This window comes from Maribacter algicola (assembly GCF_003933245.1).
Classification (GTDB): domain Bacteria; phylum Bacteroidota; class Bacteroidia; order Flavobacteriales; family Flavobacteriaceae; genus Maribacter; species Maribacter algicola.
Genome location: NZ_QUSX01000001.1, coordinates 148,410 through 163,764, shown reverse-complemented (window position 1 = coordinate 163,764; position 15,355 = coordinate 148,410). Strand labels below are relative to the sequence as shown.

The following is a 15,355-nucleotide window of genomic DNA, read 5'->3' as shown; positions in this document are numbered from 1 at the left end:
TTCAAAGTTAGCATAATAATCAAATTAAGCAATTCTTGGGCAATAGTAAGTAATTATGATACAATTAGATTGATGTATTTATGAAGAATTTAACTAATGGAAGAATTTTAATATAAAAGTTCAAATCTTAAAATTGAAACCCTCTTCAACCTTACTATTGTATTTCTCCTCGTTGAATTTATAGAGATAGGCCCCTTTTTTAGAGGAACTCATATCTTTTTCATCCAACTTGATAAGTATATCGAAAGAGTTGAATTTGCTTATGAAATTACGTTTGTCCAATTTTTTTCCCATAATGGCCTCATAAAGTTTTTGAAGTTGGCGCATGGTAAATTTCTCTGGTAGGAGTTCAAAACCTATAGGCTTGCTCAAGGCCCTTCTTCGTAATCTGGTCATAGCCCTTTCTACCATAGCGTTGTGGTCGAATATTAAATTTGGGGCATCTTTCAAAGAAAACCATTGGGCTGAATTTTTTTTAATGAGCTCTTTATCATGTTTTCTAATGTCTATTAAGGCATAGTAGGAAACAGATAAAGTTCGGTCCGCAGGATCCCTATCTACTTTGCTGTATGTGTACAATTGCTCCATATATATGTCATGGAGGCCCGTTAAATGATGCAAGACCCTAATGGCTGCAATGTCCAAATCTTCCTCTTTCTTTAGAAACCCACCTATAAGTGACCATTTTCCCTTTTCGGGTTCAAAACCTCTTTTTACCAAAAGTATTTTTAGTTCTTCTTGGTCGAATCCAAAAATGATGCAGTCCACGGCAAGTAAGACTTTGTCTTCATGGTCGTAATAAGCAAGTGATAGAATTTCTTTTTGATCAGTAGTATGCAATGCTGTGGGGTTGTTAGTAAATTTAAGAGCGAAATTTAGTTAAAATCAGACTATTTTATACAAATAACGAACGGTTATGATTTCTAATTTATAAAAAATCAGAATTTTAATTGCGTTTATTGCCTAAATCAGCTTGGAAAATTGAAATATCTGCTGTTTATTTACAGGTGTTATAAATACACTTTAAAAAATTGGTACGAGTTTTATTCTCTGATGCAATTTCGAGTTCCAGTCGAGGGCTGGGTCGGTAAAAGGGAATCTAGATGTACAGTATTCCAAAGTGCTTTTTAGTAGGAATAAAAGAATTTAATGAAGCTGAAAGGATCGAAATTATGAATACAAAGTTGGTACAGAAGCTTTATGTATAGCATTTTAAATGCGGGAGTAAACGAAAAACAAATAAAAATACGATATGAAAACACTTAGGTTCTATAGTTTAACTGCGTTGATGCTTTTTTCTAGTTTTGGTATTTCATTGGCCCAATCTTCTAGGAGTACCATTCAAATTGGAAATATTGAAGACGCCCCTACCATAAGTAAGCATATTTACGGACATTTTGCCGAACATTTGGGCCGTTGTATCTATGAAGGGTTCTATGTTGGCGATAATAGTATGATACCCAATACAGAGGGAGTAAGAAATGATATCATAGATGCGCTGAAGGAGCTTCAGATACCCAACTTACGTTGGCCAGGTGGTTGCTTTGCCGATACCTATCATTGGAAGGATGGTATAGGTCCCCAAGAGAATAGACCAACTATCGTAAATACTTGGTGGGGAGGGGTTACTGAGGACAACAGTTTTGGAACCCATAACTTTTTGAATCTTTGCGAAGTGCTCGAAACAGAGCCTTATCTTTCCGGAAACGTGGGTAGTGGAACGGTGCAGGAATTGGCGGATTGGGTACAGTACACAAACTTTAAAGGCAAAAGCCCCATGTCCGATTTACGAAGGGAGAATGGTAGGGATGAGCCATGGACCGTCAAATATTGGGGAATTGGTAATGAAGCCTGGGGTTGCGGTGGAAATATGCGTCCGGAATATTATGCGGATATCTATAAAAAATATGTCACTTTCATGTCCGATGCCGATGTTGAGGGAGGACTTTACAAAATTGCTTCTGGTGCCAGCAATGACGATTATAACTGGACGGAAGTACTTATGAAAAATATACCCAAGAACATGCTGCAAGGAGTTGCCTTGCACCACTATTCCGTTATTGATTGGAGTGCTAAGGGTTCTGATGTGGATTTCACGGAGGACCTATATTTCAAGACCATGAAAGAATCTTGGTTGATGGAAGAATTAATCGTTAAGCACACGGCCATCATGGACAAGTATGATAAGGAAAAGAAGGTAGACCTTATCGTGGACGAGTGGGGCGGCTGGTACGAGGTTGCCGAAGGTACCAATCCAGGTTTTCTTTATCAGCAAAACACGATGCGGGATGCTATGATAGCAGGTATGAACCTCAATATTTTCAATAATCACGCGGACAGGGTAAAAATGGCAAATTTGGCGCAGACTGTGAATGTGCTGCAGGCGGTAATTTTGACCGATAAGGAAAAAATGATTTTGACCCCCACATATCATGTGATGAATATGTTCAAAGTGCATCAGGATGCTAAGCTGATTCCACTTTCCTTTGAATCCCCAGAGTATACCTTTAACGGGGAAAGCCTGCCGGCAGTCAATGCATCCGCATCCATGGATGATGCCGGGAGAATGCATTTATCCATTGTCAACATTGATGCTCATAAAGAGAACATAGTGACCATTGATTTAAACACCTTGGGAATTAAGAAAATCACTGGTAGAATTTTGATGTCCGATAAACTACAGGACCATAACACTTTTGATAATCCCAATAAAATTGAACCCAAAGAGTATAAGGATTTTACCTTTAAGAAAGGGGTTTTGGAAATAGAATTGCCGGCCTTTTCCGTAATCGTATTGGAAGGAAGCAAATAATACAAAAAATATGAAAAAGAGGAAGTATATTTTTGGTAGTCTTATTTTTTGTCTTTTTATAATTTCCTGTCAAAATGAAACAAAGGAGGAGGTCGCTGCTGTTGAGAAAGAAGAGGCGTCTGGATATCCTATAACTCCGGTTAATATTCAGCACGTTCAATTGACCGATGAATTTTGGCTTCCATGGATTCAAAAAGTTCAAGAAAGGACTATTGAGTACGCCATTGAAAAATGTGAGGAAGAGGGTAGGTTCGATAATTTTTTGATCGCTGGCGGAAAAATGGATGGTTCCGTACGCGGGGTCATGCCATTTGATGATTCAGACGTATATAAGATTATAGAAGGTGCTTCCAATTCGTTGATCAGTTCCCCAAATCCAAAATTGGAAACTTTGTTGGATTCCTTGGTAGGAATCATAAAAATTGGTCAAGAACCCGATGGATATTTGACCACTTGGCGTACCATAAATCCCGCTAAACCACCCGCTGCGTGGGTCGAGGTGAAGGAGGGAAAAAGATGGGAATCACTGGATACAAGCCATGAACTTTACAATGCCGGCCATATGTATGAGGCCGCTGTTGTGCATTACAAGGCTACAGGAAAACGAAATTTCTTGGACATCGCCATAAAAAATGCGGATCTCATGGTGGAAATCTTTGGCGATAGCGAGGGCAAAATTGCGGCCGTTCCAGGACACCAGATTATAGAAACCGGATTGATAAAATTGTACGAGGTTACTGGGAAAGAAGACTACCTTGATTTGGCGAAGTATTTCTTGGACAATAGGGGCAACCCTGATAATCATGAGCTCTTTGGTGCCTATTCTCAAGACCACGTTCCCGTGGTACATCAGGAGGAGGTCGTGGGGCATGCGGTTAGAGCCGTTTATATGTATGCGGCCATGACGGATATTGCCGCCATGAAAAATGATTTGGCCTATCTCAACGCTGTGGATAAATTGTGGGATAATATGGTGAGCAATAAAATGTATATCACAGGAGGCATTGGTGCCAGGCACGACCAGGAGTCCTTTGGCGAAAATTATGAACTGCCCAATTTGACGGCCTATAATGAAACCTGTGCCTCTATTGGCGATGTGTATTGGAACCATCGATTGCATAATATGACCGGGGATGTAAAATATTTTGACGTCATAGAGCGCACCTTGTACAACGGTCTTATTTCGGGAATATCCTTGGACGGTACCCATTTCTTTTATCCCAATGCCTTGGAATCGGACGGGAAATATGAATTTAACCAAGGTGCCGCTACCCGAAAATCGTGGTTCGATTGTTCCTGCTGTCCCACCAATATGGTCAGGTTCGTGCCGGCCATTCCCGGGCTTATATATTCCAAAAGTGATGATACCGTGTTTGTAAACCTGTACGCTTCAAACGAGGCGACTATAGATTTGCCAGCTCAATCCATAAAGTTGAATATGGAAACTAATTACCCATGGGACGGCAAGGTGAGCATCACTCTACAGGAAAGTGAAACTGCTGATTTTAAACTGAAGCTAAGGGTGCCAGGGTGGGTACGCAACGAGGTTTTGCCAAGCAAACTCTATCATTATAGAAACGAAATTTCAACTCCTATAACTCTCAAGATAAATGGGGAAAATAGGAAGGTGGAAATAAACGATGGGTATCTTGTGTTAAATGGTTCCGAGGTGGTTGGCAAATCCATCGAGCTAGCGTTTCCTATGGAAGTTCGTTTGGCGGAAACCTCTGGAAAAGTAACTGAAAACCAAGGTAAGTTGGCATTGGAATATGGCCCTATTGTTTACGCTATTGAAGAAGTCGATAACAAAAACGGTTTTGATACTATTTCAATTTCAAGTAATGCGGATTTTTTGGTAAAAAAGGAGGAGGATGTCTTGGAAGGGGTAAACACCATAAGCGCGGAAAATTTTAAGGCTATCCCATATTATGCTTGGTCCAATAGGGGGATAGGAAAAATGAAGGTCTGGTTGCCAGAGGAGAATACAAAACAAACGAATTAAGATTTGAAGAAATCATATGTTATAGGGTTGGACTATGGTTCGGATTCCGTCCGGGCCGTACTTATCAATACCCAAAATGGAGAAGAGATAGCGTCCGAAGTTTGCTGGTACAAGAGATGGAAGGAAAATAAATATTGTAATCCGTCCATGAATCAATTTAGACAGCACCCACTTGATCACATAGAGGGTTTGGAAAAAACGGTTAAGGCGGTTATGTCCAAAAGTAATGTGCATCCCGCTGAGATCAAAGGAATCTGTATAGATACCACGGGTTCATCGCCAGTTCCACTGGCTAAAGATGGCACACCATTGGCCATGGTAGATGGGTTTACGGAGAATCCAAATGCCATGATGGTACTTTGGAAGGACCATACGGCCATAAAGGAAGCGGAACTCATAAATGAATTAGGAGCTTCCTGGGGAGGGGAAAACTTTACCAAGTATGTAGGGGGTATTTATTCATCGGAATGGTTTTGGGCCAAAATTGCCCATGTAATCAAGGAAGACGAAGAGGTTAAGAACAATGCCTACACCTGGATGGAGCATTGTGATATAATGACCTTTCTGTTGATTGAAGACCAAAATTTGGAAACCTTTAAACGAAGTAGATGTGCCGCGGGTCATAAGGCGATGTGGCATGAAAGCTGGGGCGGATTGCCTCCAAAGGAATTTTTGAGTAAAATACATCCTTATCTGGCCGATCTTAGAGACCGTCTTTATGAAGAGACCTATACATCCGATGAGGTAGCCGGTACTTTAAGTCAAGAATGGGCAAATCGCTTGGGACTCACCACAGATACCGTTGTTGCAGTAGGCACTTTTGATGCCCATTCCGGGGCTGTGGGTGCAAAAATTGATGAGCATGCCCTGGTACGTGTTATGGGAACCTCTACATGTGACATTATGGTGGCCACTGATACCGAAATAGACGGTAAAACGATAAAGGGTATCTGCGGACAAGTAGACGGTTCGGTCATTCCCGGCTTTGTGGGATTGGAAGCCGGTCAGTCCGCTTTTGGAGACTTACTGGCCTGGTTTAAGGATGTACTTTCATGGCCAGTGGAAAATTTGGTTTTGACTTCGGACATTTTATCGGAACAACAAAAACTCGATTTAAAGAAGGAAATAGAAAACGATTTTATAAAAAAATTATCGGATGCCGCTGAGGCCATTCCTTTGGAGGAAAGTATTCCCACCGCGTTGGACTGGATCAATGGGCGGCGTACACCGGATGCCGACCAAAACTTGAAAAGTGCCATTTCCAACCTTTCTTTGGGGAGTAAGGCACCCCATATTTTCAAGGCCTTGGTCAATGCCATTTGTTTTGGTTCTAAAAAGATTGCGGACCGTTTTCAGGAGGAAGGGGTCGAAATAAACTCGGTAATAGGAATCGGTGGAGTGGCCAGAAAATCACCTTTTATCATGCAGACCTTGGCCAATGTTATGGACATGCCCATAAAGGTGGCGGCTTCAGATCAGGCTCCTGCTTTGGGCGCAGCGATATATGCAGCCGTGGCATCGGGAATCTACTCAAATGTTGTTGAGGCCAGTACACATATGGGAAGCGAGTTTGAAGCGGAATATCATCCAGAAAAGGCTTCCGTTGAAACATATCGGCAATTGATGGAATCCTATAATGAACTCGGAAAATTCATCGAAACATCCATAAAATCAAAATAAGAAATGAGTTCAAAATACGAAGCACTGAAGCAGGAATGTTTTGAAGCAAATATAGCATTGAACAACCTAGGTCTGGTCATTTACACTTTTGGTAACGTGAGCGCTGTGGACAGGCAAAATGGCGTTTTTGCCATTAAGCCAAGTGGAGTGCCCTATGAGAAACTGAAACCTGAGGATATAGTAATTTTAGATTATGACAATACTATAATCGAAGGAAGTATGAGACCTTCATCGGATACCAAAACCCACGCCTATTTATACAAGAATTGGGAACACATTGGGGGTATTGCGCATACACATGCAACGTATTCCGTTGCTTGGGCACAGGCCCAAAGGGATATACCTATTTTTGGTACAACGCATGCGGACCACTTGACGCAGGATATTCCTTGTGCGGAACCGATGAGCGACGAACTTATTGAAGGCAACTACGAGCATAATACCGGAATTCAAATTTTGGATTGTTTCAAGGATCGAAATCTTTCCCCTGAAGAAGTGGAAATGGTCCTGTTGGGAAACCATGGACCTTTTGCATGGGGCAAAACGGCGGCCAAGGCCGTGTATAACAGTAAGGTTTTGGAAACGGTGGCCCAAATGGCCTATCTAACGTTGCAAATAAATCCCGAAGCTCCTAGACTTAAGGATTCCCTTGTAAAAAAGCACTACGAACGTAAGCATGGAAAAAATGCGTACTACGGACAATAATAACTAACAACAGATTTATAATTAAATATATGGCAGAGAAGGAAATTTGGTTTGTAACGGGAAGCCAACATTTATATGGTCCTGAGACATTGGATCAGGTTGCAAAAAATTCAAAGGAAATAGTAAAGGGTCTGAACAAATCGGCACACATCCCTCTAAAAATTGTGTACAAACCCACAGTAAAAACCCCCCAGGAAATAACGGATATTTGCCTGGAGGCAAGTTCCAATCAGTCCTGTATAGGAATCATTACTTGGATGCATACGTTTTCCCCGGCAAAGATGTGGATCAAGGGTTTAAGTGTTTTGAACAAGCCCCTTTGCCATCTGCATACCCAATTCAATGCGGAAATACCCTGGGAATCCATAGATATGGATTTTATGAACCTGAACCAATCGGCTCACGGCGATCGGGAGTTCGGACATATGATGACCCGTATGCGAAAAAATAGAAAGATTGTGGTTGGACATTGGGAAACCGAAAGGGTACAGAAAAAAATAGGGAATTGGAGTCGGGTCGCCCTTGGATGGAATGAATTTCAAAATTTAAAGGTCGCCCGTTTAGGGGATAATATGCGAGAGGTTTCGGTGACAGATGGTGATAAAGTGGAGGCCCAGTTCCGTTTTGGATTTTCCGTAAACGGATATGATTCATCCGATGTGGTAAAGTACATTAAAGGGTTGGACCAAAAGGAGGTCGATGCATTGGTTGAAAACTATGAGCAGGCATATGAATTGAGTGATTCTTTGAAAGAAGGAGGAAAGCAGCGAAGTTCCTTAATCGAGGCGGCAAAGATAGAGTTGGGACTTCGGAAATTTTTAGATGAAGGCGGATTTAAGGCCTTCACGGATACTTTTGAGAATCTTGGTGAATTAAAACAACTACCGGGAATCGCTACACAAAGATTGATGGACGATGGTTATGGCTTTGGAGCGGAAGGAGATTGGAAAACTTCCGCATTGCTCAGGGCAATGAAAGTAATGGCACAGGGACTTGAAGGTGGAACTTCTTTTATGGAAGATTACACCTATCACTTTACCCCTCAAAAATCCTACGTCCTAGGGTCCCACATGCTGGAGATATGTCCGTCAATAGCCGAGGGTAAACCTTCTTGTGAAATACACCCGTTGGGAATTGGGGGCAAGGATGATCCAGTACGTTTGGTCTTCAATTCTCCCGCAGGACCGGCAATCAATGTCTCTTTAGTGGATTTGGGGAATAGGTTCCGGTTGATAGTCAACGAGGTAGAGGCCATGGAACCAGAAGGTAAATTACCTAATTTACCTGTAGCTAGGGTACTATGGGATGCACATCCTAATTTGGAGGTGGCCGCTACCGGTTGGATTCTGGCAGGAGGTGCCCATCATACGGTCTATACACAAGCATTGACCACCGAATTTATAGAGGATTTTGCGGAAATGGCCGGTATTGAGTTGGTTGTTATAGATAGAAATACGACCATTAGGGATTTAAAAAACCAATTGAATGCCAACGAGGTCTATTTTCAATTGTTTAAAAATAACTTGTAAATAACTTAAACATGAAAAAATCAACCAAGATTTATTATGCATATACATTGCTACTTTTGCTTGTGGTCAATGTAAACTGCAAGGATAAAAAGAACAAAGAAATGAAAGAAGAAACGCCCAAAGAGAATATATCCAAGGTCAGTATTACGGAAAGTGCGTATGGAACGACCCAGGACGGTAAAAAAGTAACCCAATTTTTCTTAAAAAATGAAGGTGGTATCGAGGTTGATATTATTACCTACGGTGGCCGTATCACGGCTTTAAGAACCCCGGACAAAGATGGAAATATGGAAAATGTAGTTTTGGGTTTTGAAGATTTGGCCCAATATGAAAAGGACAATCCCTACTTTGGGGCGCTGATCGGGAGATATGGCAACCGTATCGCCAAAGGAAAGTTCCGTATTGGAGAAGAAGCATATACCTTGGCACAAAACAATGGGGAAAATAGCCTGCATGGCGGTATCAAGGGATTTGACAAACAGGTTTGGGAAGCCAAGACAGCTGTAGGTAACAATTCAGCTTCACTCATTCTTACCTATTTGAGCAAGGACAAGGAAGAGGGCTTTCCCGGAAATCTAACTACCACGGTTACCTATACCCTGAATGACGACAATTCCCTGGATGTATTGTATGAGGCTACAACGGATAAAGCTACCGTTGTAAACCTTACCCAGCACGCCTATTTTAATCTATCGGGAGATTTTTCAAATACAATTTTGGACCACGTCGTTGAAATTGATGCGGACACTTTCTTGCCTGTAGATGGTGGTCTAATCCCAACAGGGGAGTTGAGGCCAGTTGAAGGTACACCTTTCGACTTTAGGGAACCGAAACCAGTAGGTCAGGATATTTCCGAAGATAACGAACAACTGCAATTAGGCGGCGGTTACGATCATTGTTGGTTGTTAAATGACCAACAGGCTGGCTTTAGAAAAGTGGCTAGTGCCTATCACCCTGCAACAGGGAGGTATTTGGAGGTGTCTACGGACGAGCCGGGTATTCAGTTCTATACCGGAAATTTCTTGGACGGTACGCTTCCAGCTCCAAATAATGGTACTTATGCTAAGAGGAGCGGACTTTGTTTGGAAACCCAGCATTATCCGGATTCTCCCAATCAAGAAAAATTTCCATCCGTAGTATTAAATTCGGGTGAGAAGTATACCACCAAAACAACATTTACATTAACAACCAAATAGTGGCACAACTAAACCAATAAATTATGCAGACACTAGATACTTTTGACTGGGTAGCCATTGTCTTTTACTTTTTGATACTCCTAGGCATAGCCGTTTGGGTAATTAGAAAGAAAGAGGACAATACTGAAGATTATTTTTTGGCCGGCCGTAATGTAGGTTGGTTCGTAGTAGGTGCTTCCATTTTTGCTTCCAACATTGGTTCGGAACATGTGGTAGGTCTTGCAGGGGCCGGGGCCAGCGATAAGCTCCCCATGTTGATATATGAAATCCACGCCTGGATCGTTTTGATTTTGGGCTGGGTGTTTTTACCTTTTTACGCCCGTAGCGGGGTGTTTACCATGCCCGAGTTTTTGGAAAAACGGTTCGATGCGCGCTCTCGCTGGGTATTGTCCATCTTTTCTATTGTGGCCTATGTACTGACGAAAATATCCGTTACTATTTATGCTGGTGGTGTCGTAGTTTCTGCTTTGTTGGGAATCGACTTTTGGACAGGAGCTATCGCCACGGTAATCCTAACCGGAATCTACACCGTTTTGGGTGGAATGCGAGCCGTAGTGTATACGGAAACCTTACAGGCCGTTCTTTTAGTGCTGGGTGCTGCGGTCCTTACCTACTTAGGTCTTGAAAAAGTAGGGGGATGGGGCAGTTTGGTAGAAATCGTAAAGCCGGAATATTTGAATATGTGGCGACCACCCAGTGACCCGGATTTTCCTTGGCCTTCCTTGGTAATATCCAGTACCATTGTAGGTATCTGGTATTGGTGTACCGACCAGTACATCGTGCAAAGGGCATTGACTGCCAAAAATATAAAAGAAGGAAGAAGGGGAACCATTTTTGGGGCCGTTATGAAACTGATGCCCGTATTTCTATTCCTAATTCCAGGGGTCATTGCCCTAGCCTTAAAAATGAAAGGTGAATTACATTGGGACTCCCCAGATGAAGCTTTCCCCGTATTGATGAGTAATGTGTTGCCTTCCGGTTTACGTGGTCTGGTAGCTGCCGGATTATTGGCGGCCTTGATGAGCTCCTTGGCCTCGGTGTTTAACTCGGTATCTACCTTGTTTACCGTGGATATTTATAAAAAATTAAGGCCCAATACCCCAGAAAAGAAATTGGTGCGTACAGGACAGTTGGCTACTGTGGTAGTGGTTATTATCGGTATTATTTGGATACCCATTATGGCTAATATTTCCGGGGTACTTTATGAATATTTACAAAGTGTTCAATCTTATATCGCCCCACCAATAACTGCCGTGTTCCTTTTGGGTATTTTCCATAAGCGAATCAATGGTCTGGGAGCTTTTGCCACATTGATCATGGGTATCATTGTTGCTGCCATTAGAATAGTTTTGGAATTGATAAAAGACGATTTGAATCCGGATGGATTTTTGTACAAAATGGGCGCGATGAACTTTTTGACCTTTGGGGCCTGGTTCTTTTTGGCCTGCGTACTTTTTGCTGTGGTAGTTAGCCTTTTTTCTCCGGCACCGTCTGCCGAGCAGGTGGCGAACTTGACCTTTGGAACCATAAGCGAAGAGGAGAAGGTTAAAAATAAAAATAGTTACAATTGGAAGGATATCGTTATCTCTATTTTGGTCTTGGCAGTGGTGATTGGCGTAATGGTATTTTTTAACGGAAAGTAGCCCATAACTAAGGTAATCGATTCATGCAGGAATAATGGTATAAAGTCAGGTTCAAGAGCCTGGCTTTTTTTTCTATAGATTTTTGGTATTATAATATTCATAAGTTTAAACTTTTATTCTTAGTACTTTTAGGGTACAGGATGAAATTAAAACCTAAAATCATGAAACGTATATTATCCCTTTTTTTGGTTACAGCAGCGCTTTTTCTTGCTATTCCGGACGCATATGGTCAGAAAAAACTGGACAAGGGAACCATTGAAGACTTACAAACAACTCCCAAATACGGTTTTATACTTACAACGGAAAGGCACTTCAAAGGGGTGCTGGGCATGTATGACCTTTTGATTGAAAACGGATTGGAAATTGAGGCATATGAGATTGTGGTAAAAGGCATGGTGGTCAAGGAACTGACAAAGGGGTCTGAGTTGGAGACCTTTTTTGAAAAGTATAAAGGAAAGGTGAAGGTCAGTGTCTGTAGTGTTGCCATGGAAAAACTGGGCGTAGAGGCAAAATCCCTTTTTGACGGTTTGGACATTACTCCAACTGCCTCGGTACGGATGCTTCAATTGCAGGCGCTTGGTTACAATACCTTGACTTACTAAGAGAAATTTGATTTAGTTTCTAATGGTTTTCAAATTCCTTCATATGGAATCCCTGATGCAAATTGCGTTGAATAGTACAACTGCATAGAAGAAAAGATTCCTTACTTTATAATATCTCAAAGGATGTATTTAATAAAGCGGTTTAAATGAACCTTTTTGTTCAAAATTCGTGGTTTTAGCAGATGTTGGCTGTTTATCCGTTTTCTAAATAGAAAAACCATTAAGAGAAGTACTATCTATTGTTTGCTATGGAAAATGGGGGAACACCTTTATGATACTAGGGATAATAGTTCGTTCATATGGTTAAAGATCACCCCGTTTTTTAATTGACGGCTCCTGTGGTTTTGATTTGAATCATATATAAAAACATCAAATCCACCAGAAATGGCCGCCTGTATGCCGCTATCGCTATCTTCTATCACTGCACAGTCTTTAGGACTGAATCCCATGCAACTTGCTGCATGTAAATAAATATCCGGACTTGGTTTCCAGCTTTGTATTTCATAACAGCTGAACATTCTATTTTGAAATTTATCAATGAGCCCGGTAGCAGTCAAATTATGACGTATTTTCTCCAATGGGCCACTAGAAGCCACACAAAATGGAATTTTTAATTGCTTCAACAGGTTGGGTATGCCCTCTATCGGTTTAAGATCAGATTGAAAGGCCTTAAAGGTCATTGACCTGAATTCTGATTCAAATGTTACCGGTAGCGGGCTGTTGAGCTTTTTTTCTAGGTAATCCATGATGTCGTAAAAGGATTTTCCCATAAAATTTTTGAGCACGAAAGCTACATCCATGGGTAAACCCATCTCATTGGCCATGGTCACTAAAACTTTCGCGGAAATCAATTCGCTATCGACCAGTACCCCATCACAATCAAAAATGATACACTTATATTTCATAAGGTTTAGGTATTGTTATAAATGGTTCCAATTGGATTGCTAGGTGGTATCAATCTCGTTTTTTTAGCTCCATGGCCTCTAACATCTTTCCAAATACCTCGGTATTTTGATAGACCCCTTGGAATTCGTCTGAACGTGGACCATAGGCGAAAATGGGGACCATAATGCCTGTATGGTCATCCGTTGTAAAATCTCCTTCTATTGATCTTTCCTTCATATTTCCTTGTGGAATGCTAAATCCCGAAGTCTCATGATCGGCGGTAATAATTACCAAGGTATCCTCATTGCTGTCTGCGAATTTTATTGCCTCTGTGATGGCCCTGTCAAAATCTATGCCTTCAGTAATAATTCCCCCCACGTCATTTAGATGACCATAGGAATCTATTTTTGCAGCTTCTACCATGAGTAGAAATGGGGTGTTTTTGGCACTTAAAAATGTGAGGGCGTCCCTTGTAGACTTCGCCAGTATGTTGCCCCTCCCTTCTCGGATGCTCTTTACATCCCCGTTGGAAAAAAAATGAGCTGAACGTTCAGCTTCGCTTTCTGCAATGGCATCTGTATTGTCCATAATTTGAAAGCCCAATTTTGAGATTTCTTCTTCAATAGTTGGGCTACCCCCACCAATGACCAGTGAAAGCTTGCTTTGCAACAAATCAGAAACAATTCCATCTACATCGGAACGATCTTTTCTATGTGCATAAAAAGAGGAAGGCGTCGCTCCTGTAATATGGTCGGTAGTAATACATCCCGTAATACGGCCATTTTCATGCAGAATTTCGCTAATGGAAGTTAACTCCTCATCTTGGGGGCCTACCCCAATGGCTCTATTGTTGGTTTTTGTACCAGTAGCCAGGGCAGTGGCTCCGGCGGCGGAATCCGTGGTAAAATCATCTGCCGATTGTGTTTTTAAAAGACCAATACTTTTAAGTTGAGTAAGGGTAAGACTTCCTCCGTTGGCCAGTGTCGCGGCCGATATTTGTGCAAGACCGTTTCCATCACCGATCATAAGGATAATGTTTTTTACGCGTGATTTTTTCTTGTCAGATTTAAAGGTAGGCTTATACACCTCGGAAACTGTTTTATTATAATAATTCCGATGCTCCAAGGTTTTTAAATATAGGGAGGATTCCTTGGGCATATCGGTATTTATAAAATCCACTCCAAGATCTACAAATGCCTTCCAGGCGGTTTTGGAATCTGGTGTGGCCCAGAATCGGAAAGGCTTTTTGTATGAATGTGCCTTTTGCACTACTTCTTTGATTTTTTCCAAATCATCCTTTGTCAAACGTCCTTTGCCGTTCCAATTGGAGAAATTTTTAAAGCTGAGACTGATCAGTGCAATTTTGTCCCATATTTTTTTGCTTTCTATATCTTCTAGACTTTGGTAATCAAACTGGATAAAGTCTGGATATTTCGTGTATTCTTTAATTGGTGGTCTATTGCCCGATATGATAATGGTAATTTTATCTGGGTCCGTCATCATGGGATATTGCTCTAACACCAACATCAGCTGCCGTAGGGTATTTTTATATCCTGATTTTATATCGATGAGGAGTTGGAGTTTTTTCTGTTTCCCCAAATTAAGGGCCATTGCCTGCGTTAATGGGTTTAGGTAAAGATTTTGAAGGGTGCGACTTGGAACAATGTCTTTTTCATCATGGGTTACATATAAGGTATCGTTTTTTAAAAAAACATCGACCTCTATCGAATTAAGCTCGCTGGCATAGGCCTCCCAGAATGGAACAGGATGCGCATAATCATTGTGTGAGTGTATTTTAAAGGATTGTGCGAGTATGTTTTGAACGGAAAGAACGAAAACGAATAAAAGAATAATGCTTTTCATGGTTATTGACCGATTTAGTCTGGTTTAGAATTTTATGCAGCCAAATTTAGGAATGCAAAATGCGTTGCGCTACCTACAAATATAGGATTAGCCCGTTGGATTTTTCATTCTTGTAAAATGCAAAGGTTTGCATTCCAAGGCTTTTGTTTAAGTCCCTCAAACTTTTGATAAATTTCCCTTGTATTTTCTAAATCAAGTACCATTTAAAATTGAATAAACTTGATTAAAAATTGGAACGAGTACTGCAATAAAAGTAAATTAATTGCTGTCTGGAAAAGGTTTTAACAAATGGATAAAAAGAAGGTTATTAAAGTCTTACGTACAGGTAAATCAATGCAAACCTTTGCATTCAATTTTGCATTTAAAATTTTCAGGACAATGCATTTTTATTGTTATTTGGTTGTCAAATTCATAAACCTAAATAGCCAAATATGATGA

The 15,355-nt window shown here is 41.1% G+C and carries 11 protein-coding genes; 8 read left to right on the top strand and 3 right to left on the bottom strand.

All coding sequences use genetic code 11. The features are described 5' to 3' along the window. Positions 1 to 120: 120 nt before the first annotated feature. Positions 121 to 840, bottom strand: coding sequence for an NUDIX hydrolase (locus tag DZC72_RS00640; protein WP_125221011.1), 720 nt, complete (start codon positions 838 to 840; stop codon positions 121 to 123). Between the two features lie 412 nt (positions 841 to 1,252). Here DZC72_RS00640 and DZC72_RS00635 point away from each other — a divergent pair, with 412 nt between their 5' ends. The 8 genes from DZC72_RS00635 (at position 1,253) to DZC72_RS00600 (ending at position 12,169) form a co-directional block, all read left to right on the top strand. After that, on the top strand, positions 1,253 to 2,812 hold the full coding sequence (locus DZC72_RS00635; RefSeq protein ID WP_125221010.1) for an alpha-N-arabinofuranosidase: 1,560 nt from the start codon (positions 1,253 to 1,255) through the stop codon (positions 2,810 to 2,812). Between the two features lie 10 nt (positions 2,813 to 2,822). Then, positions 2,823 to 4,814, top strand: a complete 1,992-nt coding sequence (locus tag DZC72_RS00630) for a glycoside hydrolase family 127 protein (RefSeq protein WP_125221009.1) — start codon at positions 2,823 to 2,825, stop codon at positions 4,812 to 4,814. Between the two features lie 3 nt (positions 4,815 to 4,817). Further along, positions 4,818 to 6,494: a ribulokinase gene (locus tag DZC72_RS00625; protein WP_125221008.1), complete on the top strand. Its 1,677-nt coding sequence runs from the start codon at positions 4,818 to 4,820 to the stop codon at positions 6,492 to 6,494. 3 nt (positions 6,495 to 6,497) lie between these two features. Further along, positions 6,498 to 7,199: an L-ribulose-5-phosphate 4-epimerase gene (locus tag DZC72_RS00620; protein ID WP_125221007.1), complete on the top strand. Its 702-nt coding sequence runs from the start codon at positions 6,498 to 6,500 to the stop codon at positions 7,197 to 7,199. A gap of 29 nt (positions 7,200 to 7,228) precedes the next feature. Further along, complete coding sequence (gene araA / locus DZC72_RS00615; protein WP_394340613.1) at positions 7,229 to 8,728, top strand: L-arabinose isomerase; 1,500 nt, start codon at positions 7,229 to 7,231, stop codon at positions 8,726 to 8,728. Between the two features lie 11 nt (positions 8,729 to 8,739). After that, on the top strand, positions 8,740 to 9,924 hold the full coding sequence (locus DZC72_RS00610) for an aldose epimerase family protein (RefSeq protein WP_125221005.1): 1,185 nt from the start codon (positions 8,740 to 8,742) through the stop codon (positions 9,922 to 9,924). Between the two features lie 23 nt (positions 9,925 to 9,947). Then, positions 9,948 to 11,567, top strand: a complete 1,620-nt coding sequence (locus DZC72_RS00605) for a sodium:solute symporter (RefSeq protein ID WP_125221004.1) — start codon at positions 9,948 to 9,950, stop codon at positions 11,565 to 11,567. 161 nt (positions 11,568 to 11,728) lie between these two features. After that, on the top strand, positions 11,729 to 12,169 hold the full coding sequence (locus tag DZC72_RS00600; protein WP_125221003.1) for a DsrE family protein: 441 nt from the start codon (positions 11,729 to 11,731) through the stop codon (positions 12,167 to 12,169). Between the two features lie 269 nt (positions 12,170 to 12,438). Here DZC72_RS00600 and DZC72_RS00595 read toward each other — a convergent pair whose 3' ends face one another. Both DZC72_RS00595 and DZC72_RS00590 read right to left on the bottom strand, forming a co-directional pair. Further along, a complete protein-coding gene (locus DZC72_RS00595) occupies positions 12,439 to 13,074 on the bottom strand; it encodes an HAD family hydrolase (RefSeq protein WP_125221002.1) in 636 nt (211 codons plus the stop codon). A gap of 49 nt (positions 13,075 to 13,123) precedes the next feature. Continuing rightward, on the bottom strand, positions 13,124 to 14,917 hold the full coding sequence (locus tag DZC72_RS00590) for an alkaline phosphatase (RefSeq protein WP_125221001.1): 1,794 nt from the start codon (positions 14,915 to 14,917) through the stop codon (positions 13,124 to 13,126). Between the last annotated feature and the right edge of the window lie 438 nt (positions 14,918 to 15,355).

Excerpts from the sequence above, each read along its gene's own strand:
- DZC72_RS00635 (WP_125221010.1), top strand. The coding sequence starts at position 1,253 with ATGAAAACACTTAGGTTCTATAGTTTAACTGCGTTGATGCTTTTTTCT.
- DZC72_RS00630 (WP_125221009.1), top strand. The coding sequence starts at position 2,823 with ATGAAAAAGAGGAAGTATATTTTTGGTAGTCTTATTTTTTGTCTTTTT.
- DZC72_RS00620 (WP_125221007.1), top strand. The coding sequence starts at position 6,498 with ATGAGTTCAAAATACGAAGCACTGAAGCAGGAATGTTTTGAAGCAAAT.
- araA (WP_394340613.1), top strand. The coding sequence starts at position 7,229 with ATGGCAGAGAAGGAAATTTGGTTTGTAACGGGAAGCCAACATTTATAT.
- DZC72_RS00610 (WP_125221005.1), top strand. The coding sequence starts at position 8,740 with ATGAAAAAATCAACCAAGATTTATTATGCATATACATTGCTACTTTTG.
- DZC72_RS00605 (WP_125221004.1), top strand. The coding sequence starts at position 9,948 with ATGCAGACACTAGATACTTTTGACTGGGTAGCCATTGTCTTTTACTTT.
- DZC72_RS00600 (WP_125221003.1), top strand. The coding sequence starts at position 11,729 with ATGAAACGTATATTATCCCTTTTTTTGGTTACAGCAGCGCTTTTTCTT.
- DZC72_RS00595 (WP_125221002.1), bottom strand. The coding sequence starts at position 13,074 with ATGAAATATAAGTGTATCATTTTTGATTGTGATGGGGTACTGGTCGAT.
- DZC72_RS00590 (WP_125221001.1), bottom strand. The coding sequence starts at position 14,917 with ATGAAAAGCATTATTCTTTTATTCGTTTTCGTTCTTTCCGTTCAAAAC.